The organism is Kribbella polygonati, from assembly GCF_050320105.1.
Classification (GTDB): domain Bacteria; phylum Actinomycetota; class Actinomycetes; order Propionibacteriales; family Kribbellaceae; genus Kribbella.
Window position 1 is genome coordinate 2,081,369 of sequence record NZ_CP190129.1, and the last position, 21,354, is coordinate 2,102,722.

The window sequence follows — 21,354 nt, forward strand, 5'->3', positions numbered from 1 at the left end:
CTTGTGAATGCGATCACGAGCTGCGAGGATCTGGGCGATGACCAGCGACGGCGCGGTACGGCGGGGGCGTCTGCGCGCGCGGCTGGACAGGATGCGCGACACCTGGAACCCACCGCGGGCCAAGGACCTGGCGAACCCGTACCGGTACCTGACCTGGCTCACGCGCCAACAGGCCGGCCGCGTCGGCTGGGGCGCCGCGCTGGGCACCTTCTGGATGGTCGGCCTGACCGTACCGCCGTGGGTGCTGTCGAAGGCCGTTGACGAAGGACTCGCCGCCCGCGACACGAGCGCGCTGATCGGGTGGGTCATGGTGCTGCTCGGCGCCGGCGTACTCAACGCGCTCCTCGGGATCGCACGCCACCGCACGATGACGAAGATCCGCACGGACGCGTCGATCCGCTCCGTCCGTGCGACGGTCCGGCACACGTCCCGGCTCGGTGTGTCGCTGGCGCGGAGCATGAGCGCGGGCGAGGTCGTCGCGGTCGGGATCAGCGACGTACTGACGGTCGCCCAGGCGCTGACCGTCACCGGGCCCGGCGTCGGTGCGGTGATCGCGTACGCCGTGGTGGCGGTCGTGCTGTTCACGATCTCCCCGCTGCTCGCGGCCGTCGTACTGGCCGGTGTACCGCTGCTCGCGGTCGCGGTCGGGCCGTTTCTGCAGCGGATCGAGCGGACGGGCGGGACGTACCGGGTACACCAGGGCCGGCTGACGACTCGCCTCGTCGACATCCTCGGCGGGCTGCGGGTGCTGAACGGTCTGGGTGGAAAGGCGTTCGTGGCGGAGCGGTACGGGCGGGGGTCGCAAGCGCTGATCGGGCATGGGTACCGGGTGGCCGGGCCGGCGAGTTGGGTGGGCGCGTTGTCCGCAGGGTTGCCGGCGTTGTTCCTCGCGGCGGTCGTGTGGTTGTCGGCGCGGATGGCGGCGACCGGTGCGATCACGATCGGGGACGTGGTCGCGGTTTACGGGTACGTCGCTGTGCTGGTCGTCCCGGTGACCGCCTTTGTCGAGGGTGGCGGGGACATCGCTCGCGCTCGGGTGGCCGGTCAGCGGATCATCGACCTGCTCAACCTGCCGGTCCCTGAGGACGGCGGTGGTGACGTATCGGGTGGATGCGGGCCGTTGGTGGATCCTGAGTCCGGGGTTGTCGTTCGACCGGGGGTGTTGACGGCGTTGGTGTCGGCTCGGCCGGCGGAGGCGGTCGCCGTAATCGAGCGGCTTGGGCGGGTACGGGACGGGGCTGGTGTGACGTGGGCGGGTGCCCCGGTGGACGGGATGGATCGGGCCGAGTTCCGGCGGCGGTTGGTTGTCGCGGACAACGATGCCGAGGTGTTCGCGGGCACGGTGCGGGAGGTGGTCGCGGGGCGGTTGGACGCGGAGGACGACCGGATCCGTACGGCGCTGCGGGTGGCGGTGGCCGAGGATGTGGTCGAGGCGTTGCCCGGTGGGCTGGACGCGCCGGTTGCGGCGGGTGGGACCGATCTGTCCGGTGGGCAGCGGCAACGTGTCCGGCTCGCTCGGGCCGTGTATGCGGCGCCCGAGGTGCTGCTCGCTGTCGAGCCGACGTCGGCGCTCGACGCCAAGACGGAGGCGGCCGTTGTCGAGCGCATCCGCGCGGCCAGGCGCGGCAGGACCACGGTCATCACCACTACGTCGCCGCTGGTGCTCGACCGCGCCGACGAGGTGATTCTGCTCGTCGACGGGAAGCTGTCCGCGGCCGGGACACACGCGGACCTGCTGCGCGCCGACGAGCACTACCGAGACCTCGTCTCGAGGGCCGCCGATGAGTAGGCAGTTGCCGGTTGCGGGGGCGGCCGAGGTGCGGGCCGCGGCGATCCGGGATCTTGGCGCCGATCGGCGGGCGGTCGCCGGGGTGGTGATCGTCAACGGGCTCGCGTCGGCGGCCGGGCTGGTGGCGCCGTGGTTGCTCGGGCGCATCATCGATACGATCCGCGCCGGCGGCGGGCTCAGCACCGTCGATCGGCTTGCGTTCGCCGCGGTCGTGTTCACCGTCGTACAGACCGTGCTCTCGTGGTGGGCGCTGAAGATCGGGTACCGCTTCGGCGAACGTACGGCGGCCCGCGTCCGCGAGCGTTTCCTCGCCCGGGCCCTCGCCCTGCCCGCACGCGAGGCGGACCATCTGTCCGCCGGCGACCTGATCGCCCGCGGCAGCACCGACGCCTCGCTCGTCGCCTTCACGCTCCGATCCGCCGTGCCCGAAGTGCTCGTCGCGCTCATGCACGCGCTCTTCCTGATCACCGCCGTACTGGTCCTGGACCCCCGCCTCGGCCTCTGCGGTCTCCTCTGCCTTGTCGGTGCCGGCGCGGCCGTCCGGTGGTACCTGCGCCGCGCCCGACCGGCCTACCTCGCGGTCGGAGCCACCAGCGCGGACCTCGCCGACGCGGTCGTCAGTACGGCGAAGGGCGCCCGTACGGTCGAACTCCTCGGACTGGAAGCTCGTCGGTCCGAGGTCACCGAGTCCGCCATCGCCCGCACGGTCACCGCCCGCCTCGACACGCTGTGGCTGCGCACGATCCTGTTCCCGTGGGTCGACGTCTCGCTCGCGCTGCCCGTCGTCGGCGTACTGCTGGTCGGCGGCGCGTTGTACGCCGACAACCTGGTCAGCCTCGGCGTCGTGGTGACGGCGACGGTCTACCTGCGCCAGCTCGTCGGCCCGCTCGACACCCTCATGCTGTGGATCGAGCAACTCCAGGGCGCCGCCGCGTCGTACGCACGGGTCGAAGGCCTCGCGGACATCCCCGAGCCGCGACCGGCCGTACCGGCGCAGGACCTCGGCGACCGCATCCAGGTCCGCGACGCCCACTTCAGCTACACCGGCGCCCGCGACGTACTCCGCGGCGTCGACCTGCTCGTGCAGCCGGGTGAACGGCTCGCGATCGTCGGTACGTCGGGTGCCGGGAAGTCAACGCTCGCCCGCCTGCTCGCCGGGCTGGATCGCCCGCGTACCGGGTCGGTGACAATCGGCGGTACGCCGGTCGCGGACCTTCCGCCGGAGCAGCTGCGGGAGCACGTCGTACTGATCACGCAGGAGCATCACGTCTTCCACGACACGGTCCGCGACAACCTGCTGATCGCGAAGCCCGGCGCCACCGACGAGGAACTCCAGGCTGCCCTGCGAGTGGTCGGCTGGCGAGGCGACCTCGATGCGGAGGCCGGCGAGGACCTGGACGACGCCGGCGCGCAGCAGCTCTCGCTGGCCCGGGTCGTGCTCGCCGATCCACACACGCTGATCCTCGACGAGGCGACCGCGCTGCTGGATCCGAAGACGGCGCGCCGGACCGAGCAGTCGCTGGCCGGCGTACTGCGCGGCCGGACGGTGATCGCGATCGCGCACCGCCTGCAGACCGCGCACGACGCCGACCGGATCGCGGTGCTGGAGGACGGCGAACTCGTCGAGCTCGGGACCCACGACGAGCTCGTCAGCGCCGGCGGTGTCTACGGGCAGCTGTGGCGAGCCTGGCACGGAGACCCTGCCGAGCGGTAGAAGGGTTCATGGACTTCTCGGGCCTGGCTGAGCAGATCGAGCACCACGAGCTGCCTGGCCTGGCGCTCGGGGTCTGTACGGCGGGCTCCGTGCTGTGGTCGGGCGCCGTCGGCGTCACCCGTGCCGGTGGGGACCGACCGATCGGCACCGAGACCATGTTCAGCGTGCAGTCGTGCTCGAAGATGTACACGGCGACGGCGGTGCTGCACGCCGTACGGGACGGACTGGTCGAACTGGATACGCCGATCGTGCGGTATCTGCCGGAGTTCCGGGTGCGGAGTGCGTTCGAGGAGCATCCGGAACGGCGGATCACGCTGCGGCATTTGCTGAGTCATACCGCGGGATTCACCCATGAGGCGCCGGTCGGGTCGAACTACCTGGTCGGACGGGAATCGTTCGAGGCGCATTGCCGGAGCATTTCCGGGACCTGGTTGCGGTTTCCGGTCGGGGACCGTTTCGAGTATTCGAACCTCGGCATCGACCTGGCCGGGTACATCCTCCAGCGGCGCAGCGGATCGCCGTTCCACCAGTACGTCCGGCGGTCGTTGTTCGCACCGCTCGGGCTGGAGCGGACGTCGTTCGATCCGCGGGTGATCGCGCGCGAGGCCGACCGGGCGATCGGGCATTCGAAGGGGTACTCGCGGCGACCGGTCCGGGTGCCGATGGTCGCCGCGGGCGGCGTGTACACGTCCGTCGCCGACGCATGCCGGTACGTGCAGTTCCATCTCACGAACGGCTCGCAACTTGCCGAGTTGTACAGCGGGCAGGGGTACGGACTGGGCGTCGCGCTGCCGATGATGAACGGAATTCCGGTGCGTGGACACAGCGGCGGCGGTTTCGGGTTCCTGTCGGACATGTTTTGGGAACCGGAGTCGGGATTCGGCGTCGTCGTACTGACGAATTCCACCGATCACCCATTGCAGTGGAAGCTCGCCAGCGACATCTTCCGGGAACTGGTCGGCGAGAATTCCGCCGTCCCCACCCCCGAGGACCCGGTCGCCGGCAGCGATGACGTACCCGAGCGGTCGCCGGCCGCGCCGGACGGGCCATGGAACCGGGACTATGCGATCCATGTCTCCGGTGTGCGGGACGGGACGGCGCGGTTGCGGCAGGAGAACGGCGTACATCTGATCGACCACTGGGGTGGCGGGACCTACCGGCTGCGCGAGCACCAGCCTGGTTTCTACCTCTCCTCCAACGGGGAGATGCTCGACCTGACACAGGCGCCGCCGACGTACGCGAACGTCCGGCTGCACGAATTGTCGGAACGGCGTGCTTGAGTTCGTTGACTGGATGTGGCCCGGCGAAAGGGAGACGACGATGTTTTCGGCGAAGCGGTCGACACGGTTGCGGGAGTTGCTCGAGCGACGGGTCGAGTCCGGTGCCGTGCCAGGTGCCCTGGTGGTGCTCGCGCGCCGCGGTGAGGTGCACGTCGAGTCGGTGGGCACGCTCTCGTTCGACAGCTCGAGTCCGGCGATGGCGACCGACACGATTGTCCGGCTGGCATCGATGTCGAAGCCGATCGTCGCCGCGTGCGCGATGACGCTCATCGAGGACTGCACGCTGCGCCTCGACGACCCGGTCGACGACCTCGTTCCCGAGCTGGCGGACATGCGGGTGCTCGCCGATCCCAGCGGGCCGGTCGAGGACACCGTTCCGGCGGCGCGCCCGATCACGGTGCGGGACGTGCTGACGTTCACCGTCGGTACCGGCATGCCGCCCGAGGACGCGCCGATCGGCGATGTCCTCAACTCGCTCAGCCGGCCGAGCCTGGACGAGTGGGTCGGGCGGCTGGGCAAGGTGCCGCTGGTGCATCAGCCGGGCGAGCGGTGGATGTACGACACCGCTGCCGCCGTGCTCGGCGTACTGATCCAGCGGGCCGCCGGGAAGACGTTCGGTACGGCGCTCCGCGAGCGGATCCTGGAGCCGCTCGGGATGAAGGACACCGGGTTCAGCGTCGATCCGGCCAACTTCGACCGGTTCGCGACCGCGTACGACCATGAGGACGGGCCGGACGGCGCGGTCGTCGAGGACGCGCCGGAGACCGGGTACTGGAGTACCCCGCCGGCGTTCGAGAGCGGTGGCGGCGGGCTGGTGTCGACGGCCGAGGACTACCTCACGTTCGCGTCGGCGATGCTGGCAGGCGGCACGTACCAGGGCACACAGGTGCTGTCCCGGGCGGCGGTCACGCTGATGACGAGCAACCAGTTGACGCCGGAGCAGCGGGCGGTGTCCGGGTTCTATCCGGGGTACTTCGCATCCACGGGCTGGGGGCTGGGCCTCGGGGTCGTCACCGAACGCACCCAGCTCGGGCCGTCGGCCGGGAGCTACGGGTGGAACGGGTTCTACGGCACAGCCTGGTACAACGATCCGGCCGAGGAGCTGACCTCGATCCTGATCCAGCAGCGCGCACACGCGGGTGATCCGCTGCTGCCGTTCCAGCGGGACTTCTGGACCACGGTGTACCAGTCGCTCACATAAGGAACGGCAAAACCTGCCCTGTCCTGCCGGGTCTGCCCGCTCTTCGGTCGTATCGTCCGGAAGAGGTGCCGGTTCACACCGAGCCGGAGATTCACGAACGGGGAACCAGATCCATGCGCAGGTCCGTACTGACTACTGTCCCGCTGCTGCTCATCGCGCTGTTGCTCGGTGGTTGCGGCGGTTCTACCAAGAACAACAGCTCCGCCTCGACCACGCCGTCGGCCAGCACGAGCGAGCCGGCCGCGGGAAGCACCCCGTCGGCGTCGACCACGGCGGCGGCTGACACCTGCCCGGCGAGCAACACGAAGTCGTTCGCGAAGACGAAGTTCGTGGCGCACGTCGGACTCGCCGCGGGCAGCTTCCACCGGTGGATCTGGAAGCCGTACAAGGCCGGAACGTTCGCCAAGGGCGCTCACGGCCGGCTCAAGGCGACCATCAAGGCCGGCCTGACGGCCGCGTTCATCGCCCACGAGGTCAAGGTCGCCAGCGACGACGTGAACGCGAGCCCGGCACTCTGCAAGGTCCTGAAAAAGCCGCTGGTCGCCCTCGGCAACCAGCTGGACGGCCTGAAGAGCAAGATCACCGGCGGCGACCTGTCCAGCCTGGACGGCGTCAACACCGCGATCGCCGGCGTCACGACACTCAGCGACAAGAACGGTGCCCAGATCACCGAAACCTCCCAGAACTGAGGGGTCCCCTCCCCCTCGACGGCCTGTCCGGCGGATACCTTCGCCGGACAGGCCGTCACTTTTGTGCGCGAGCGTGTCGGACCGCGGTGGTGCGGTTCGTTGCGTGGGTGTACGCAGTCTTGGTGAAGGGAGATGGGGATGCAGTACCTGATTTCGGTGGTCGATCATCGGACCGGCTCGGCGACCGAGGAGGAGATGACGGCGATCACCGCGTTCAACGAGCAACTGGTGGCCGACGGGCACTGGGTGTTCGCGGGCGGGCTGAGCGCGCCGAGCGACGCCACGGTGATCGACGCGCGCGGCGACGGGCCGCCGATCTTCACCGACGGCCCGTTCCTGGAGTCGAAGGAGTACCTGGCCGGGTTCTGGGTGTTCGAGGCGCCGGACCTGGACGTCGCGCTGAAGCTCGCGACGGCCGCGTCGAAGGCGTGCAACCGGCGGCTCGAGGTGCGGCCGTTCCTGTGAGTGACTGTGAGTGACTTGTGACTGGTGTGGAGGAAGTGATCACCCGGGCGCACCGCGAGGAGTGGGCGCGGGTGGTCGCCTCGCTCGCGAAGCGGTTCGGGGACCTGGACATCGCGGAGGAGTCGGCCGCCGAGGCGTTCGCGACCGCGGTCGAGCGCTGGCCACTGGACGGCGTACCGCCGAACCCCGGCGCCTGGCTGACCACGACCGCGAACCGCAAGGCGATCGACCGGATCCGCCGCGAGAACAAGCGGGACGACAAGCAGAAGGAGGCTCAGATGTCGTACGACGACCAGCCGGAGCCTCTCGGGGTGATCGACGACGAGCGGCTGCGGCTGATCTTCACGTGCTGCCACCCGGCCCTGGCGATGGAGACCCGGGTCGCGCTGACGCTGCGGATGGTCGGCGGGCTGACCGTGCCGGAGATCGCCCGGGCGTTCTTCGTCCAGGAGACCGCGATGGGTCAGCGGATCACCCGCGCGAAGGCGAAGATCAAGGCGGCCCGGATCCCCTACCGGGTGCCGGCCGCGGAGGACCTGCCGGGCCGGGTGTCCGGCGTACTCGCGGTGCTGTTCCTGGTGTTCAACGAGGGGTACCTGGCTACTGGTCCGGACACGGATCCGGTACGGGGCGAGCTGACGGGCGAGGCGATTCGGCTGACCCGGTTGATCCGGGTGCTGCTGCCGGCCGACGGTGAGGTCGCCGGCTTGCTCGCGTTGATGCTGCTGACCGAGGCTCGCCGTACCGCGCGGGTCTCGCAGACCGGTGAGCTTGTCTCGCTCGACGAGCAGGACCGGGGCGCGTGGGACACCGCGATGATTGCCGAGGGCCACCAACTGGTGCGGGAGCGGATCGTGAGCCGGGTCGCGCCCGGGCGGTACCAAATCCTGGCGGCGATCAACGCCGTCCACACGTCGGCCCGGGACGTCCGGGACACGGACTGGTCGCAGATCGTGGCTCTGTACAGCCAGCTCGCGCGTGTCGACCCGTCGCCGATCGTCACGCTGAACCGGGCGATCGCGGTCGCGGAGCTGGACGGGCCCGAGGTCGCGCTGGCGATCGTCGACGGGCTCGCCGGCCAGCTGTCCGGGTACCACCCGTACCACGCGACCCGCGCCGACCTGCTCCGCCGGATGGGCCGGAGCGCGGACTCGCGGGCGGCGTACGACGCGGCGATCGAGCTGTCCGGGAACACCGCGGAGGTCGCCTACCTGACGCGGCGGCGCGATCAACTGGCCTGAGGGGGTTGCCATAGAACGTCTTACCATGAGGTAATGCATTACCAGATGGTAAGGAGATGGTGATGGCTGATGTGACCCGTGGGATCACGATCCCGCGTCCGCCGAGCGTCGTCTGGCGGCAGTTCGGGACCGAGGAGGCGCTGCGGCGGTGGCTGTCGCCGACGCTCACGATCGACCTCCAGGAAGGCGGCGCCTACCGGATGCTCGGCGCCGACGGCGAGACCTGGATCAGTGGTGTCGTGCTCGAACTCGTCCCCGAGGGGCGGCTCGTGCTGTCGTGGCTCGAGGAGGACGCGGGCTGGACGCATCCCGGACGGCTGGTCGTCGAGCTGCGCGCGGCCGGCGACGGTACGGAGGTGTCGCTGACGCACGACGGGTTCGCCGGCATCGGTACGGCGACCTGGCGGCGGACCCGGGACGCGTACACGCGCGGACTGACCGAGCACCAGGTGCTCGAACAGCTCGCGGACGCGGTGAGCAGCGTTGCCTGACGAGTCCGCGGACCCGTTCCGGGCGATCGCCGATCCGACGCGGCGGCGGATCCTCGAGCTGCTGATGGAACGCCGGTCGCTGACGGTCGGCGAGCTGGCGGCGGAGTTCCCGGAGCTCGTGACATCCGGGATCTCGAAGCACCTGATGACGCTGCGCGCTGCCGGGCTGGTGGTCGCGGTGAAGGCGGGACGGCACCAGCACTACCGGATCGACGACGGCGGTCTGGAGGCGGCCTTCGGCGCGTGGATCTCGACGTACGAGTCGTACTGGTCGAGCGCACTGACCAAGCTGCACGACCTGTCGCTGGACGACTAGCGGCGGCCGTAGCGGGCGAGGCAGTGCCAGACGTACTTGATCGCCTGGGGCGGGTGCTCGCGCGCTGCGTTGCCGAGCAGGTACGGCGTCAACTCGGGGCCGAGCTGTTGCGCCAGCGCGACGGTCTCCGGACCGCGGTACGCCGGGTCGAAGGTGGCCGGCGTACCGCGGAAACCGGGGTGGTACTCGACCGCACAACCGAGCCCACGAGCTGCCACGTCAACCGGCGTCCCGATGAACGATGGGTCGAGCACCAGCGCCTCGACATCCTTCGCGAACTCGACCGGACCGTGGATGTGCGCCTCGACGTAGTCGTCCAGGTCGTCGTTTTCAGCAGCATCGGCCAAGGCACACAACTGCGGCAGCGAATCCAGTCCGCCGTAGTCCTGCGGGTCACGCGCCGAGTCCGGGAAGCAGAACGTCGCTCGCTCGACCACCTCCGGCTTCAACCGCAGGTACGACGACCCGAACCGGATCGCGCCGCCGTACACATCCGCCCGGCGGTTCCACACCCCGTACACCGGCCGAGCCGCGCCCGGCTGGTCGTCGTACCGCCCGCCGAACAGCCGACTCTCCCACCGCCACCGGTCCCCACCCGGAAACGCGCTCAACCCGCCGTTGGAGATCCCGGTCGCAAACTGCGACCGATACACCCCGTCCCCCACCATCGCCTCCACCACCATCCGCGCGCCATGCGGCCAGTTCGGATGAAACTGCACGGTGAGCATCAGGCGGGTCCCGTCTCGCGGCCGTCGGCGTCCACCGTGATGAAGCGGAGCTTCCGGTCAGCTCGACCGACGGCAAGCCAGTGCGTGAAGGCGATCCGCGCCGTCACCGGCATGTCCAGCCGGGGATCCTCGCCCAGGTCGAACCACGCGAGATCACCCTCGGCGCACACGGTCGGCACGGTCGCGGTCGCGTCGAGGTCGGCGGTGTAGTAGTACGTCGTACGGATCTCAGCGCCGGTGTCGCGGACGGCGACGTACCGGAGGGCGAGGTCCGTCAGCTGGTCGGGAGTGATGCCGAGTTCCTCGTGCAGTTCGCGCAGCGCCGCGGCGGTCGGGTTCGCGAGTTCGCTCGGCTCGAGGTGGCCGCCGATGCCGACCCAGGAGTCGGCGATCGCGCGCGAGCCGCGGCGGTACAGGAGCAGGACGCGACCGTCGCGGACGAGGTACAGCGACGTCAGGTGGCGGGCCGAGCGCATCGTCAGACGTTGATGTTGAAGCCGAGGTCCAGGTCGGAGGCGGGTTGGCCGGCGCGGATGCCCCAGTTGGTGGTGGGGAGGTCGCGGACGAGGATGGTGATGTGGTCGGCGGGGATGCCGAAGGGCTTCAGGTTGGTGACTATTTCGGTGTAGAGGGATCGCTTGGCTGCGATGGAGCGGCCGGCGAAGCAGTCGATGCTGACGAGGGTGAAGTACTCGGGCTGGGTCAGCCGCGGGGAGCACGCGAAGCGGTGGGGTGCGTGGACGACCAGCCGGATGTCCTTGTCCTGCGGCGGGATCTGGAACGCGGTGACCAGCGCGTTGTGGACCGCGTCGATCAACCCTGTCTCGTCGGCCTCGGAGTACTCGCGGCGGATCTCGATCTGTGCGCTCGGCATGGCACCGGATCTCATCACGGATCAGCTGCCCGCGGCGAGCGAAATATGTCGGTGCGGCCCGGCACACTCGGTCCCCATGAAGATCCCGCGCGGCGCCGCCGTCGTCCTCCGTGACGGCAAGGTCCTGATCGTGAAGCGGTACCTGCGGCTGGATTCGGCTGCGGAGTGCGTGATGTGCGAGTACGCCGACGTACCGGGACCGGAATGCGGCGGCCATCGGTACGCCGTACTTCCCGGCGGGCACGTCGAGCAGGGTGAGTCGGCTGCCGCCGCGGCGCTGCGGGAGTTGACCGAGGAGACGACGCTCACCGGCGTGATCGACGAGCTGCTGTGGACCGGGAGCCACAACGGGCGGCCGGCGTACTACTTCCGCGTCAAGGACGTCAGCGGCGTACCGGAGCTCTCGGGCGACGAGGCAATCGAGCATTCGCCGACGAACCACTTCGAGCTGCGGTGGGCCGGACCCGCCGAGGTGGAGGCGTTCGGCATCTATCCACCCGACCTGCTGCCGAAGCTGGTCGCGATCATGCGGTGACCTTGCTGCTCGTACGCCTCGTCGCCGACCTGGTACGCCCACACCGTCGTGCCGACCGCCTCGCGCACGCGATTCCGTTCCCACGCTGCTTGCTCGCGTGGGTCGGAGCCATACCCGGCAAGGAAGGCCTCCTCGAGCGCAGCGCGACCCTCGAACTGCTGAGCCGCCAGCCGGGTCAGATCTGTGTACGCCGGCCGGAGCGCCGCGCGGCCGTAGTCGATGACGCGGACCGTGCCGTCGTCGATCAGCCAGTTGCGCGGCTGCCAGTCGCCGTGGGTCGGCACGAGCACCGCGGGCGGCGTCGGCCAGCCGGCAACCGTCGTACGCAGCCGCTCAACAAGCCCCGGCGCGATCCGATGCGGCTGACTCAGGTACTTCAGCAGCCGCGCGTTCTCCCGCGACTCGTACTCGTCATCCGGTACGGCGGCCTGCTCGTGGAACACCCGCAACAGCTCACCGGCTTGATGATAGGTGTCGGGCGCCCACTCGTACGGCGCACCCTCCACCAGCTCCCCCGGCAGAAACCGGGTGACCAGCAACTTCGCGCCCTCATCCGCCCGCACGAGCTCGGCCGCTCTCCCCCGCACGGTCCACGGCCGCAACCAGTTGCGGTGGGCATGGATCTCACGCGCCAGATGGTGATCCGCGTCGTCCGCTGCCTTCGCGATGTACCGCTCGCCGTCCTGCTCCAGCTCCAGCACGAGCGTGCCGACGAGCCCCCAGCTGTGGTCGCGGACGATCGTCGCGGACGGAAGCCAGCGATCCAGTAACGCCTGTTGCCGATCGGAGAGTCGCACGCACTCAGATTAGTGCAGGAAAAGTATGGACGAATTTCCCTGGAAGATTTATCCTGGCCGAATGCAGAATTCACAGGAAAATGTCTCGCTACCATTAAACCTATCATCGGAAATTGCGGAAAGCAAGTCCGGGGAATTCTGGCAGCTCGGGGCCGATCGGGTTCGCCGGATCGGCTTCGGTGCGAAGCGGCTGGCGGGGTCTGCGCTGGCCGACGGGGCGGACGTGCAGGAGCGCGCGATCGCGCTGCTGCGGCGGGTCGTCGAGCTCGGCGTGAACCACATCGACACCGCCGCCTTCTACCCCAGCCACGGAGCGGCCGGCGAGACCGCGTTCGAGAGCCTGGACTGGGCGAACGACGTGATCCGGCGGGCGCTCGCGCCGTACCCGGACGACCTGGTGATCGCGACCAAGGTCGGTCCGACCAAGCACGGGCTGGCCCGCCCGGACGAACTGCGCGGACTGGTCGAGGCCGAGCTGCGGGCGCTCGGCGTGGGCACGCTCGATCTCGTCTACCTCCGGCAGATGCGGCTGGAATCGATCGCCGAGCATTTCGGTGCGCTGGCCGAACTCCAGGCGAAGGGCATGATCCGGCAACTCGGCATCTCGAATGTCCGGGTGCCGCATTTGTACGAGGCCCGCGAGATCGCGCCGGTGGTCGCGGTGCAGAATCGGTACAGCGTCGGATTCGGACGGGCGAACGACGAAATCCTGCAGCTCTGCGGTGAGCTCGGGATCGCGTTCGTCCCGTTCTTCGCGGTGACGGCCGAGTCGCGCGAGGCCGGCGGCGTGCCGGCGTCCGATCCGGTGCGGGAGATCGCCGCGCGGCACGGGGCGACCGACGCACAGGTCCGGCTGGCGTGGACGCTGAGCCGCGGGCCGCACGTACTGGCGATCCCCGGCACGTCCAGCGAGCGCCATCTCGAGGAGAACCTCCGGGCCGGCGACCTCGTCCTCTCCGCCGACGAGCTGACGGCGCTCGATTCGGTCATCGACTGAGCCGGCGGGTGCCCGGGGGACGCTCCCCCGGGCACCTACGATCGTCGGATGCTCAGGACGGTGCTGTTCGACCTCGACGGGACCCTTGTCGACCACGAGTCGGCGGCCGCGGCGGCGGTTGTGGTGTGGGCGGCGGAGCACGGCCTGGTCGGTCCGCGGCTCGCCGCGCAGTGGGCGGCGGTGTCGGACAAGCACTACCAGCGGTATCAGCGGCGGGAGCTGACTTTCCCCGAGCAGCGGCGGCTGCGGGTCCGGGAGTTCCTCGGGGTGGAGGCGAGCGACGCCGAGGCCGACGAGCTGTTCGAGAGCTACGTACGCCGGTACGAGGCGGGCTGGAGCGTGTACGACGACGCCGTACCCGCGTTGCGGGCGGTCCGCGCGGCCGGGCTCGGCGCGGTCGTACTGACGAACGGCAACACCGCGCACCAGACGTACAAGCTCGAGCGGATGGGGCTGACCGCGGAGATCGACGAGCTGATCACCGGCGAGCAGTTGCCCGCACCCAAGCCGGATCCGCGGGCGTTCGCGTACGCGCTCGAACGGGTCGGCGCCGGTCCGGAGGGGGTCGTGATGGTCGGCGACTCGCTCGAGAACGACATCCGCGGAGCGCGGGCGGCCGGGATCCGCGCGGTGCTGATCGATCGGAAGGACGCGCACGCGGACGTCGGCGTACCGCGGATCCGGGTGTTGACCGACGTGCTGGGCTTCAGCCTGCGAGGCGGCGACGACGGGCTCGCTGCCGGCAGGTAGCGCCGCAGTACCGGGCTGGGCGGCCGGTGGACCGGAGCGGAAGGGTGGTGCCGCACTCCTCGCAGCGGTCGTCACGAAAGGGCTGTTCCGTGACGGACGGGCGCAGGCTGTCGAGGACGAGACGAACCAGGCTCAACCCGGCTGACCGGTCGTGGCGGCCACGGAGGATCGCGGCACAGCCGACGGTGAGCGCCACGACGTCGTCGGGATCGAGGTCGGCGCGGACGCCGCCGGATCGCTGGGCGGCGTGCAGCAGCGCGGTCAGGACCTGACGGAAGCGCTGGACCGATGCGGTGAGCATCGGGTGCGGCCAGCTCGCGTCGCCGGCGACGACGTCGCAGATGTGGCCGCCTTTGTCGGTCTTCTCCACGACCTCCTGCAGGAATGCGAACAGTGCCTGCGTTGGCGGGAGGTGCGCCATCAGCCGTTCGCCGGCGGCGACGAGTCCGTCGAGGTGCTGGACGAACACCGCCTCCAGGAGGGCCTGCTTGGTCGGGAAGTGCCGGTAGACGGTGCCGGCGCCGACTCCGGCGCGGCGGGCGATCTCCCCCAGCGGAACCTCCAGGCCGTCCGCCGCGAACGCCTCGCCGGCGGCGGTGAGCATCCTGGCCCGGTTGCGTCGCGCGTCGGCCCGATCGCCACCGTTGATCACTGCGGTCATGTCACGAAACCCCTTGTACGCCCAGGCTCAACCGGGTTGAAGTATTCCAGATATCCATCGAGTACGGGAGACGACATGACCAACACCACTGTCGTGGTCAGCGGGGCTACTGGGAATCAGGGTGGGGCTGCCGCTCGCCGATTGCTGGCAGGTGGGTGGCCGGTACGGGCGTTGGTCCGGGACAAGGCGGCGCCTGCCGCGGAGGCTCTCGCGGCGGCGGGGGCGGAGTTGGTGGTCGGGGATTTCGACGAGCCGTCGACGCTGGCGCCCGCGTTGGAGGGGGCCGGCGGGTTGTTCGCCGTACCGCCGGTTGTTTACGGGCCGGACGGGAGCAATCCGGAGCTGGAGTTTGCCCGGGGGCGTGCGTTGGCTGATGCGGCGGCGGCCGTGGGTGTGCGGCAGGTCGTGTTCACCGGTGTCGCGTCGACGTCCGGTGATGCGTTCGCGGCGCCGGGGAAGCGGCGTACGGAGGAGTATCTGCGGGCGCACATCCCGGTCGTCACGGTGCTCCGGCCGGTGCGGTTCATGACGAACTACCTCGCGCGTCCTGGGCTCGGGCTCGAAGGGTTCGTCGACGGGGTTCACCGGCACCTGTTCCCGCCGGACGAGCCGGTGCAGATGATCGCGCTCGAGGACATCGCGGAGTTCGCCGCGCTGGCGTTCGAGCAGCCGGAGCGGTTCGCGGGGCGGACGCTGGAGCTGGCCGGTGACGAGCTCACGCCGGTCGAGGCCGTCGCGGCGATCGCCGAGGCGACCGGGGTTCCCCTGCGCTACGAGCAGCTCACGCACGACGAGGCGGCCGCGCTCAACCCGCAGATCGCCGAAACTCGCCGGCGCTGGATCGACGGCCAACGCTGGCACGCCGACCTCGAGGCGCTACGGGTGATCCACCCCGGCCTCCGCACCTTGACCGACTGGCTCGCCGAATCCGGGACCGCCGCGCTCCTCGCCGGGCCACTCCGCACGCCCTGAGGCCTGGATCAACCGGCGCCGCCCGCGGTCAGAAGGTGACCTCGTCGGTCTGCTTCACGGCTGCGGTGCGGCCCGGTGCGCGGTGGTTGGCCCAGTAGAGGTTGGTGTGGCCAATGACCTTGTCGGGGGTCGGCGCGCCCCACTCGGACAGGTCCTCGGTGGTGTGCGCGTCACCGACCAGGGTCACGTCGTACCCGCGGACCATCGCGCCGTGGATCGTCGAGCGGATGCACTCGTCGGTCTGCGCGCCGCTGACCACCAGATGGCCGATCCCGGCGTCGGCCAGCACCTGCTCCAGGTCGGTCGCCTCGAACGAGTCCGCGTACGTCTTGTGGACGAGCGCCTCGGAGTCCTCGCGAGACAGCTCCGGGACGAGCTGCCACTCGTCGGAGTCCTTCGCCAGGCCCTCGCCGGAGTGCTGCACCCAGACGACCGGCACTCCCCCGGCCCGCGCCTTCCCGACCAGCATGCCGATGTTGGCAACCACCTGGTTCCGGTCGTACGCCTCCCCGACGACACCGGTCTGTACGTCGACCACCAAGAGAGCCGTGTTCGGCCGCTCGGACAACGTGGACATGCGCCGCTCCTTCCGCTTGAACCTGTACGACCGAACGCTAGCCGCGCCCACCGACAGTCCAGGACCGCAACCGCAACCGGACCGTCGCGACGTCCCCGTCGTCCAGATCCTCCGCCCGGCGAACCGACGCCTTCACCGGCAGCACGTACCGCCCGTCCTTCGGAAACATCGAGGTAGCCCACTCGCTCCCCCCGATCTCCGCGGTCACCGGAATCATCCCCCACCCGTAGGAAACCCGCCCGGCCTCCGCCTCGAAGTACCCACACTCCTCCTCCGGCACCGTCACGAAGTACCACGGCGCCGGTCCGCGCCAATACCAGATCTCCCCGGCAAACTCGATCTCGTTCACAGCCACCCGTCCAGCGCTCGCAGGAAGTCGTCCACTCGCCCGTACCAGACAGAATGCCCTGCACCGTCGATCCCGCGGACGCAGAATCCCAGCGCTTCCAGCTCCCGGGCGCGCTCCGCCGACACGTATCGGCTCGGATCCGCCCGCACCACCAACGACGGCACGCTCGTCCGAAGCGCGGGCCGTCCGGCGTACGAGCGTTCCAGTGCGACGGCCGTCTCGACATCGAACTGCTCCGCCGCCCGAGCCTCCACCCGACAGTCCTCGGCGGACCACCCGGGACGGCTCCCACGCAACTGCCCCTCGTTGCGAGCAGCCCGCGACCGCGCGAAGTGTGCTCGCAGCTCATCAGCCGACCGGCGCGAGGGACCACCCCCGTCCAGCGGTACGTCGACATACACCGCCCGCTCAGGCCGCAGCTCGGCCAATGCCTCCCACAGGACGATCGCCCCGAGCGAGTGTCCGATCGCGAGTGCCGGACGCCTGTCGGCGGCTTCCACGACCGCAGCCACAAAGTCCTCCATGGTCTCGCCGGGCGCCGCCGCGCCGTGCCCCGGCAGGTCGACGGCGACCACGCGATATCCGTAGCCGGCGAGAGCCGGGCCGAGCTCGTGGTACTGCGTCGCCGCGCCGAGCATCCCGTGGATCAGTAGGACCAGGTGCTCGCCCGACCCCCAGGTGAGCATCAGGCGAGGGTGCTGGCGGCTAGGAGGCGTTGGGAGAGTTGGTGGGAGGCGGATTGGAGTTCGGGGCTGGCGAGGATTCGGTAGGGGGCCTGGATGGCGGTCAGTTGGGCGGCGTACCAGGTGGGCTCGTCGGTGCTGGCGAGGAGGCGGGTGTGGGTTTCGTCGATGGGTTCCAGGCGGCCCATGCTGCGGGGGATCCAGCAGGCGGTGTCGTCGCGTGGGGCGTCGATCTCGACCTCGATGGGGTACTTCCAGCCCATCGCGAGGTGCTCTTCGACCATCGCCAGTGCGTCGAGGTCGGCGGGTGGGGTGAAGGTGGTGGGTTGGGGTTCGACGCGGGTGATCTTGTCGACGCGGAGGACCCGTTGGGCGTCCTTCGTGTGGGACCAGCACAGCAGGTACCAGCGGCCGCGGCGTACGACGACCGCCCACGGGTCGACGTCCATCGGGAACTCGCTCTGGTGGCGCCGGTACTGGAGGGTGATCCGGCGGTGCTCGGTGCTGTGCGACACCAGTGCGGCGGTGATCTCCGGGTCGGGCGTCCGTACGCCGGGATCGGGGCCGCGGGCGCTGACCCGGCGGACGGCGTCGGTGGCGCGGGCGACGGGTTCGGGCAGGACGCGGATGATCTTGCCGAGCGCGGTCTCGACCGGGTCCGCCGTACCTCGGGGGCCTTCGAGGACCGCCATCACCAGGCCGAGCGCCTCGGTGGTGCTGAACATCAGCGGCGGCAGCCGGAGCCCGCGGCCGACGCGATAGCCGCCGTACGGGCCGCGCGTCGACTCGATCGGGATGTCGGCCTCGCGCAGGATCGCGACGTACCGGCGGGCGGCGCGTTCGGAGACGCAGAGCTTGTCGCCGAGTTGTTCCGCGGTGATGCCGGGCCGGTTCTGGATCAGCTCCAGCACCATCAGGGTGCGCGCGGTCGGGCTCACGTCGTACGCCATCGTCCACCGTTCCGGAAGAAGTCCGTCCGGTTCCGAGGGTAGCCCAGTCTGGGAGGATCGTCGGGTGCGGGCGGATCGGTTGGTGGCGGTGCTGTTGCTGATGCAGGCCCGCGGGCGGGTGACGGCGGCCGAGGTCGCGGCGGAGCTGGAGATCTCGGTGGCGACCGCGCGCCGCGATCTGGAGGCGTTGTCCACAGCCGGCATCCCGGTCTATCCACAGCCTGGGCGGAACGGTGGCTGGCAACTGGTCGGCGGTGCCCGTACCGATCTGAGCGGCCTGTCCGCGACCGAGGCGCAGGCGCTGTTCCTGCTCGTCGGCCCGGCGGCCTCGATCGCCCCGGACGCGAAGGCCGCGCTCCGCAAGCTCGTCCGCGCGCTGCCGGACACCTTCCGCGAGCACGCACAGGCGGCCGCCGAAGCAGTCGTGATCGACCCGGCGCGCTGGGGCGAGCACGTGAAGGAACGGCCGGAGCTGGTACGCCGCCTCCAGGACGCCGTCGTACGCCGGGAACGGCTGCGATTGGTCTACTCCGGCCGCGGCCGCGACCCGTCCGAACGGGTCGTCGAACCGCTCGGGCTCGTCGACAAGGACGACGTCTGGTACCTGCTCGCGGGGACCGCCGACGGCCGGCGGACGTTCCGCGTCGACCGGATCGACACCGCGGAGCCGACCGGTGACTCCTTCGAGCGACCGGGCGACTTCGAACTGTCGTCGGCCTGGGCCGAGATCGTCGAACGGATGGAGGAACGCCGATCGGGGCTGACGGCAACAGTGCTGATGGACGAGCGGTTCGTGTGGGTGATGCGGGACCGGCTCGGCCGCCACTGCGAGGTCGACGGCACGGTCGGCGAGCGCGTCCGGGTCCGGGTGACCGCGCCGACGCCGTTGATGATCGCGCAGCACCTGGCCGGCTGGGGCGGGTCGATCGAGGTGGTCGATCCGCCGTCGGTCCGGGCGGAACTGGCCCGTCTTGGCCGGGAATTGACCGACCGGTACGCCGCGGTGGACCACCCGGGTGAGTAAGGTGCCATGGTTCAGCGTGTCCCGATCAAGCCTCAGGAACCATTCGTGACCACATCCCCTCCCCAGCCGCCGCAAGGCCCGTACTCAGGTCAGCCGGACGGTTACGGCCCGCCACCGCAGCAGTTCCCGCAGTACGGCCAGCCCGGCCCGCAGGACCACCAGCAGGGCCAGCAGTACCCAGGCCAGCAGGCCCCGCAGTACCAGGGCCAGCCCGGGCCGTACCAGCAGCAGTACGCCGGTCAGCCGGGCCAGCAGGCACCGCAGTACGGCCAGTACCAGCAGCCCGGTCAGCAGCAGGGCCAGTACCCGGGTCAGCAAGGCCAGTCGTTCCCGCAGCAGGCGTATGCCGCGCCGCAGGGCCAGATGGTGTGCCGCTTCTGCGGCGGGTACCCGGCGGTACAGGCAACTGTCCGCGGCCACCAGGGCATGATCATCCTGATGCGGTTCCTCAAGCTGCAGGGCCCGTTCTGCCGCACGTGTGGGGTCGCGTCGGTCCGCGACATGACCTCGAAGAGCCTCTGGCAAGGCTGGTGGGGCATCGGCTCGTCGATCATCAACCCGATCACGATGCTGATGAACATCGGCCCGATGCAGAAGTTCAAGAAGCTTCCGGAGCCGTCGCCCGGTCCGGGCCGGCCGATGAACCCGGGCAAGCCGCTGTTCCAGCGCCCGGCGATCCTGATGCTGCTGCTGCCGTTCGCGTTGATCGCGCTGCTGATCGTCGGCAACCTGAACTCGGTCGAGAACAAGGCCACGGTCGGCGCCTGCGTCGTCAACAAGGGCACGTCGAGCAACCCCGACGTGAAGGTCGTCGCGTGCAGCTCGTCCGACGCGGAATACCGGGTCATCGACAAGCTCAACTCGACGGACGAGAGCCAGTGCGGTGACGACGCCGACGCGACGTACGTCGACGAGAAGAACGACTACACGCTCTGCCTGGCGAAGATCAAGTGAGTACGGCGGGGTCCCGACTGCGGGACCCCGCTTCCTCAGCTGTAGTAGCCCTCGACGGGCACGCGGGCCTCGTCGTACAGGGCAGGGCCTTCCAGTGGGACGCCTGTGAAGTTGCCTGTGGTCTTGAGGCCGTTCAACTGCTCGCCTGACAGTGCGAACACGACCTTGCCCAGGCCTGAGCGTGCCAGGGCGCCCGTGCACATCTCGCACGGCTGGCAGCTGGTGTACATGGTCGTGCCGGCCGCTGCCTCCGGCGTCAGGTGCTGCGCGGCCCAGACCGCCAGCTTCAGCTCGGGGTGGAAGCTGATGTTGCCCTCGCTGATCGTGGTGTTGTGGTCCTCCGCGAGTACGTCGCCGTCCGGGCCGACCAGCAGCGAGCCGAACGGCGGGTCGCCGGCCTCCCGCGACGCCGTGGCCAGCGCGATCGCTCGGCGCAGGAATCCTTCTGCTTCAGGTGTCACGTCGTCTCCAGTTCTCCGCAATCGTTGCCAACGCCTGCCACGCCGTCTCCGGCCGCTCGGTCTCCGCCGGATCACCGACGAACGGGTCGAGTACGACGCTCCCGGCGCCGAGGTCCCGCAGTACGGCGAGGTCCCGCAGCACCTGGTCGACCGATCCTTCGCCCGCGATCCGATCATCGTCCGGCAGCGGGTCGCCGGTCAGCCGGAGCAGGATCCGCGGCGCGAACCCTGGTACCGGCCGGTTCGCCTCCGCCGAGAGCGCCCGCAGCCGCGCCAGGCCGGCCCGCAACTCCGTAACAGTCTGCCGCAGCGGGTGCCACGCGTCGGCGTACCGCACGCTCCGCCGGAGCGCCGGCGTACTGCTGCCGCCCACCCACAACGGAACCAGGCCCCGCAGCTCCGCCAGCACCTCGTCGGTACGGCGGCCGCGGGCGGCGAAGTCCGCACCGAGCGCCTCGAACTCCTGCCGCGCCCAACCCGCGCCGACGCCGAGCACGAGCCGGCCGTCGCTGAGCGCGTTCAGGTTCGCCGTCATCCTTGCCGTGAGCAACGGATGCCGGTACGGCGCGATCAGTACCGTGGTGCCGAGCCGGACCCGGTCGGTGATGCCGGCCAGCCAGCTCAGCGTGGTGAACGGCTCGTAGAACGGCTCCGGGTACTGCTCGGCGACGTCCGGCGTGACGACCACGTGGTCCGACACCATCAGCAGGTCGTACCCGAGTCCTTCGACGACCCGGGCCCAGTCGCGCAGCCGCGCCGGGTTCGTCCCCGGCCCGAAGTTCGGCACGTTCACCCCGAGTTCCATGCCCATCAGGCTATCCAGGCGAGGCCGCCTGCTTGAAGAGATTCCTCACGG

General features: G+C 70.0%; 27 protein-coding genes. 15 read left to right on the forward strand and 12 right to left on the reverse strand.

Features of this window, described 5'->3' with window-relative positions; translation table 11 throughout:
• Window positions 1-37: 37 nt before the first annotated feature.
• The 9 genes from ACQHIV_RS09815 (at window position 38) to ACQHIV_RS09855 (ending at window position 9,186) form a co-directional block, all read left to right on the forward strand.
• Complete coding sequence (locus tag ACQHIV_RS09815) at window positions 38-1,789, forward strand: ABC transporter ATP-binding protein (protein WP_427893167.1); 1,752 nt, start codon at window positions 38-40, stop codon at window positions 1,787-1,789.
• On the forward strand, window positions 1,782-3,503 hold the full coding sequence (locus tag ACQHIV_RS09820) for an ABC transporter ATP-binding protein (protein WP_427893168.1): 1,722 nt from the start codon (window positions 1,782-1,784) through the stop codon (window positions 3,501-3,503). The genes ACQHIV_RS09815 and ACQHIV_RS09820 overlap by 8 nt, the downstream gene beginning before the upstream one ends.
• A gap of 8 nt (window positions 3,504-3,511) precedes the next feature.
• On the forward strand, window positions 3,512-4,783 hold the full coding sequence (locus tag ACQHIV_RS09825) for a serine hydrolase domain-containing protein (RefSeq protein WP_427893169.1): 1,272 nt from the start codon (window positions 3,512-3,514) through the stop codon (window positions 4,781-4,783).
• Window positions 4,784-4,823: 40 nt separating this feature from the next.
• The gene (locus ACQHIV_RS09830) at window positions 4,824-5,984 is read left to right on the forward strand and encodes a serine hydrolase domain-containing protein (protein WP_427893170.1); all 1,161 of its coding nucleotides are present in this window, start codon (window positions 4,824-4,826) and stop codon (window positions 5,982-5,984) included.
• A 113-nt stretch (window positions 5,985-6,097) separates the two neighbouring features.
• Window positions 6,098-6,673, forward strand: coding sequence for a hypothetical protein (locus ACQHIV_RS09835; protein ID WP_427893171.1), 576 nt, complete (start codon window positions 6,098-6,100; stop codon window positions 6,671-6,673).
• A 138-nt stretch (window positions 6,674-6,811) separates the two neighbouring features.
• Window positions 6,812-7,138, forward strand: coding sequence for a YciI family protein (locus ACQHIV_RS09840; protein WP_380192743.1), 327 nt, complete (start codon window positions 6,812-6,814; stop codon window positions 7,136-7,138).
• A gap of 17 nt (window positions 7,139-7,155) precedes the next feature.
• Window positions 7,156-8,379, forward strand: coding sequence for an RNA polymerase sigma factor (locus ACQHIV_RS09845; protein WP_427893172.1), 1,224 nt, complete (start codon window positions 7,156-7,158; stop codon window positions 8,377-8,379).
• 62 nt (window positions 8,380-8,441) lie between these two features.
• Window positions 8,442-8,870 (forward strand): SRPBCC family protein, encoded by a 429-nt coding sequence (locus ACQHIV_RS09850; RefSeq protein WP_427893173.1) that lies wholly within the window; start codon window positions 8,442-8,444, stop codon window positions 8,868-8,870.
• Complete coding sequence (locus ACQHIV_RS09855) at window positions 8,863-9,186, forward strand: ArsR/SmtB family transcription factor (RefSeq protein ID WP_427893174.1); 324 nt, start codon at window positions 8,863-8,865, stop codon at window positions 9,184-9,186. The genes ACQHIV_RS09850 and ACQHIV_RS09855 overlap by 8 nt, the downstream gene beginning before the upstream one ends.
• On the opposite strand, the gene ACQHIV_RS09860 is transcribed toward ACQHIV_RS09855, so the two are convergent.
• The 3 genes from ACQHIV_RS09860 to ACQHIV_RS09870 are packed head-to-tail and all read right to left on the reverse strand — an operon-like array spanning window position 9,183 to window position 10,788.
• The gene (locus tag ACQHIV_RS09860; RefSeq protein ID WP_427893175.1) at window positions 9,183-9,914 is read right to left on the reverse strand and encodes a DUF3626 domain-containing protein; all 732 of its coding nucleotides are present in this window, start codon (window positions 9,912-9,914) and stop codon (window positions 9,183-9,185) included. The two genes, ACQHIV_RS09855 and ACQHIV_RS09860, sit on opposite strands and share 4 nt — an antisense overlap.
• Complete coding sequence (locus ACQHIV_RS09865) at window positions 9,914-10,390, reverse strand: NUDIX domain-containing protein (RefSeq protein ID WP_427893176.1); 477 nt, start codon at window positions 10,388-10,390, stop codon at window positions 9,914-9,916. The genes ACQHIV_RS09860 and ACQHIV_RS09865 overlap by 1 nt, the downstream gene beginning before the upstream one ends.
• Window positions 10,391-10,392: 2 nt before the next feature.
• The gene (locus ACQHIV_RS09870) at window positions 10,393-10,788 is read right to left on the reverse strand and encodes a tautomerase family protein (RefSeq protein WP_427893177.1); all 396 of its coding nucleotides are present in this window, start codon (window positions 10,786-10,788) and stop codon (window positions 10,393-10,395) included.
• Window positions 10,789-10,864: 76 nt separating this feature from the next.
• On the opposite strand from ACQHIV_RS09870, the gene ACQHIV_RS09875 reads away from it, so the two are divergent.
• Window positions 10,865-11,323, forward strand: coding sequence for an NUDIX hydrolase (locus tag ACQHIV_RS09875; protein WP_427893178.1), 459 nt, complete (start codon window positions 10,865-10,867; stop codon window positions 11,321-11,323).
• Here the strand turns inward: ACQHIV_RS09875 and ACQHIV_RS09880 are convergent.
• Entirely contained in the window at window positions 11,278-12,120 is an 843-nt protein-coding gene (locus ACQHIV_RS09880; RefSeq protein WP_427893179.1) for an aminoglycoside phosphotransferase family protein, read from the reverse strand. The two genes, ACQHIV_RS09875 and ACQHIV_RS09880, sit on opposite strands and share 46 nt — an antisense overlap.
• Before the next feature lie 61 nt (window positions 12,121-12,181).
• Between ACQHIV_RS09880 and ACQHIV_RS09885 the strand changes: the two genes are divergently transcribed.
• Both ACQHIV_RS09885 and ACQHIV_RS09890 read left to right on the forward strand, forming a co-directional pair.
• Window positions 12,182-13,117: an aldo/keto reductase gene (locus tag ACQHIV_RS09885; protein WP_427893180.1), complete on the forward strand. Its 936-nt coding sequence runs from the start codon at window positions 12,182-12,184 to the stop codon at window positions 13,115-13,117.
• A 48-nt stretch (window positions 13,118-13,165) separates the two neighbouring features.
• On the forward strand, window positions 13,166-13,867 hold the full coding sequence (locus ACQHIV_RS09890) for an HAD family hydrolase (RefSeq protein WP_427893181.1): 702 nt from the start codon (window positions 13,166-13,168) through the stop codon (window positions 13,865-13,867).
• Here the strand turns inward: ACQHIV_RS09890 and ACQHIV_RS09895 are convergent.
• Window positions 13,824-14,528 (reverse strand): TetR/AcrR family transcriptional regulator, encoded by a 705-nt coding sequence (locus tag ACQHIV_RS09895; protein ID WP_427893182.1) that lies wholly within the window; start codon window positions 14,526-14,528, stop codon window positions 13,824-13,826. The genes ACQHIV_RS09890 and ACQHIV_RS09895 overlap by 44 nt on opposite strands.
• A 75-nt stretch (window positions 14,529-14,603) precedes the next feature.
• Between ACQHIV_RS09895 and ACQHIV_RS09900 the strand changes: the two genes are divergently transcribed.
• Window positions 14,604-15,500 (forward strand): NmrA family NAD(P)-binding protein, encoded by an 897-nt coding sequence (locus ACQHIV_RS09900; protein WP_427893183.1) that lies wholly within the window; start codon window positions 14,604-14,606, stop codon window positions 15,498-15,500.
• A 28-nt stretch (window positions 15,501-15,528) separates the two neighbouring features.
• Here the strand turns inward: ACQHIV_RS09900 and ACQHIV_RS09905 are convergent, their stop codons facing one another.
• The 4 genes from ACQHIV_RS09905 to ACQHIV_RS09920 are packed head-to-tail and all read right to left on the reverse strand — an operon-like array spanning window position 15,529 to window position 18,059.
• On the reverse strand, window positions 15,529-16,077 hold the full coding sequence (locus tag ACQHIV_RS09905; RefSeq protein ID WP_427893184.1) for an isochorismatase family protein: 549 nt from the start codon (window positions 16,075-16,077) through the stop codon (window positions 15,529-15,531).
• 37 nt (window positions 16,078-16,114) lie between these two features.
• Window positions 16,115-16,426 (reverse strand): DUF1905 domain-containing protein, encoded by a 312-nt coding sequence (locus ACQHIV_RS09910; RefSeq protein WP_427893185.1) that lies wholly within the window; start codon window positions 16,424-16,426, stop codon window positions 16,115-16,117.
• Window positions 16,423-17,112 carry an alpha/beta fold hydrolase gene (locus ACQHIV_RS09915; protein ID WP_427893186.1) on the reverse strand — a complete coding sequence of 230 codons (690 nt, stop codon included), beginning with the start codon at window positions 17,110-17,112 and terminating at the stop codon, window positions 16,423-16,425. The genes ACQHIV_RS09910 and ACQHIV_RS09915 overlap by 4 nt, the downstream gene beginning before the upstream one ends.
• Window positions 17,112-18,059: a helix-turn-helix transcriptional regulator gene (locus tag ACQHIV_RS09920; RefSeq protein ID WP_427893187.1), complete on the reverse strand. Its 948-nt coding sequence runs from the start codon at window positions 18,057-18,059 to the stop codon at window positions 17,112-17,114. Before ACQHIV_RS09920 ends, ACQHIV_RS09915 begins: the two co-directional genes overlap by 1 nt.
• 64 nt (window positions 18,060-18,123) lie before the next feature.
• Here ACQHIV_RS09920 and ACQHIV_RS09925 point away from each other — a divergent pair, with 64 nt between their 5' ends.
• Window positions 18,124-19,083, forward strand: a complete 960-nt coding sequence (locus ACQHIV_RS09925) for a helix-turn-helix transcriptional regulator (protein ID WP_427893188.1) — start codon at window positions 18,124-18,126, stop codon at window positions 19,081-19,083.
• An 84-nt stretch (window positions 19,084-19,167) separates the two neighbouring features.
• Here the strand turns inward: ACQHIV_RS09925 and ACQHIV_RS09930 are convergent, their stop codons facing one another.
• Window positions 19,168-19,503, reverse strand: a complete 336-nt coding sequence (locus ACQHIV_RS09930) for a hypothetical protein (RefSeq protein ID WP_427893189.1) — start codon at window positions 19,501-19,503, stop codon at window positions 19,168-19,170.
• Window positions 19,504-19,521: 18 nt separating this feature from the next.
• Between ACQHIV_RS09930 and ACQHIV_RS09935 the strand changes: the two genes are divergently transcribed.
• A complete protein-coding gene (locus tag ACQHIV_RS09935) occupies window positions 19,522-20,037 on the forward strand; it encodes an LppU/SCO3897 family protein (protein WP_427893190.1) in 516 nt (171 codons plus the stop codon).
• A gap of 35 nt (window positions 20,038-20,072) precedes the next feature.
• On the opposite strand, the gene ACQHIV_RS09940 is transcribed toward ACQHIV_RS09935, so the two are convergent.
• Together ACQHIV_RS09940 and ACQHIV_RS09945 are read right to left on the reverse strand one after the other, a co-directional pair.
• Complete coding sequence (locus ACQHIV_RS09940; RefSeq protein WP_427893191.1) at window positions 20,073-20,498, reverse strand: nucleoside deaminase; 426 nt, start codon at window positions 20,496-20,498, stop codon at window positions 20,073-20,075.
• Window positions 20,488-21,303, reverse strand: coding sequence for an LLM class flavin-dependent oxidoreductase (locus tag ACQHIV_RS09945; protein ID WP_427893192.1), 816 nt, complete (start codon window positions 21,301-21,303; stop codon window positions 20,488-20,490). Before ACQHIV_RS09945 ends, ACQHIV_RS09940 begins: the two co-directional genes overlap by 11 nt.
• Between the last annotated feature and the right edge of the window lie 51 nt (window positions 21,304-21,354).

Coding starts and splice junctions, on each gene's coding strand:
- ACQHIV_RS09875 (WP_427893178.1), top strand. CDS start 10,865: ATGAAGATCCCGCGCGGCGCCGCCGTCGTCCTCCGTGACGGCAAGGTC.
- ACQHIV_RS09915 (WP_427893186.1), bottom strand. CDS start 17,112: ATGCTCACCTGGGGGTCGGGCGAGCACCTGGTCCTACTGATCCACGGG.
- ACQHIV_RS09865 (WP_427893176.1), bottom strand. CDS start 10,390: ATGCGCTCGGCCCGCCACCTGACGTCGCTGTACCTCGTCCGCGACGGT.
- ACQHIV_RS09835 (WP_427893171.1), top strand. CDS start 6,098: ATGCGCAGGTCCGTACTGACTACTGTCCCGCTGCTGCTCATCGCGCTG.
- ACQHIV_RS09945 (WP_427893192.1), bottom strand. CDS start 21,303: ATGGAACTCGGGGTGAACGTGCCGAACTTCGGGCCGGGGACGAACCCG.
- ACQHIV_RS09890 (WP_427893181.1), top strand. CDS start 13,166: ATGCTCAGGACGGTGCTGTTCGACCTCGACGGGACCCTTGTCGACCAC.
- ACQHIV_RS09895 (WP_427893182.1), bottom strand. CDS start 14,528: ATGACCGCAGTGATCAACGGTGGCGATCGGGCCGACGCGCGACGCAAC.
- ACQHIV_RS09870 (WP_427893177.1), bottom strand. CDS start 10,788: ATGCCGAGCGCACAGATCGAGATCCGCCGCGAGTACTCCGAGGCCGAC.
- ACQHIV_RS09830 (WP_427893170.1), top strand. CDS start 4,824: ATGTTTTCGGCGAAGCGGTCGACACGGTTGCGGGAGTTGCTCGAGCGA.
- ACQHIV_RS09850 (WP_427893173.1), top strand. CDS start 8,442: ATGGCTGATGTGACCCGTGGGATCACGATCCCGCGTCCGCCGAGCGTC.
- ACQHIV_RS09860 (WP_427893175.1), bottom strand. CDS start 9,914: ATGCTCACCGTGCAGTTTCATCCGAACTGGCCGCATGGCGCGCGGATG.
- ACQHIV_RS09815 (WP_427893167.1), top strand. CDS start 38: ATGACCAGCGACGGCGCGGTACGGCGGGGGCGTCTGCGCGCGCGGCTG.
- ACQHIV_RS09885 (WP_427893180.1), top strand. CDS start 12,182: ATGCAGAATTCACAGGAAAATGTCTCGCTACCATTAAACCTATCATCG.
- ACQHIV_RS09900 (WP_427893183.1), top strand. CDS start 14,604: ATGACCAACACCACTGTCGTGGTCAGCGGGGCTACTGGGAATCAGGGT.
- ACQHIV_RS09825 (WP_427893169.1), top strand. CDS start 3,512: ATGGACTTCTCGGGCCTGGCTGAGCAGATCGAGCACCACGAGCTGCCT.
- ACQHIV_RS09920 (WP_427893187.1), bottom strand. CDS start 18,059: ATGGCGTACGACGTGAGCCCGACCGCGCGCACCCTGATGGTGCTGGAG.
- ACQHIV_RS09935 (WP_427893190.1), top strand. CDS start 19,522: ATGCGGTTCCTCAAGCTGCAGGGCCCGTTCTGCCGCACGTGTGGGGTC.
- ACQHIV_RS09905 (WP_427893184.1), bottom strand. CDS start 16,077: ATGTCCACGTTGTCCGAGCGGCCGAACACGGCTCTCTTGGTGGTCGAC.
- ACQHIV_RS09840 (WP_380192743.1), top strand. CDS start 6,812: ATGCAGTACCTGATTTCGGTGGTCGATCATCGGACCGGCTCGGCGACC.
- ACQHIV_RS09820 (WP_427893168.1), top strand. CDS start 1,782: ATGAGTAGGCAGTTGCCGGTTGCGGGGGCGGCCGAGGTGCGGGCCGCG.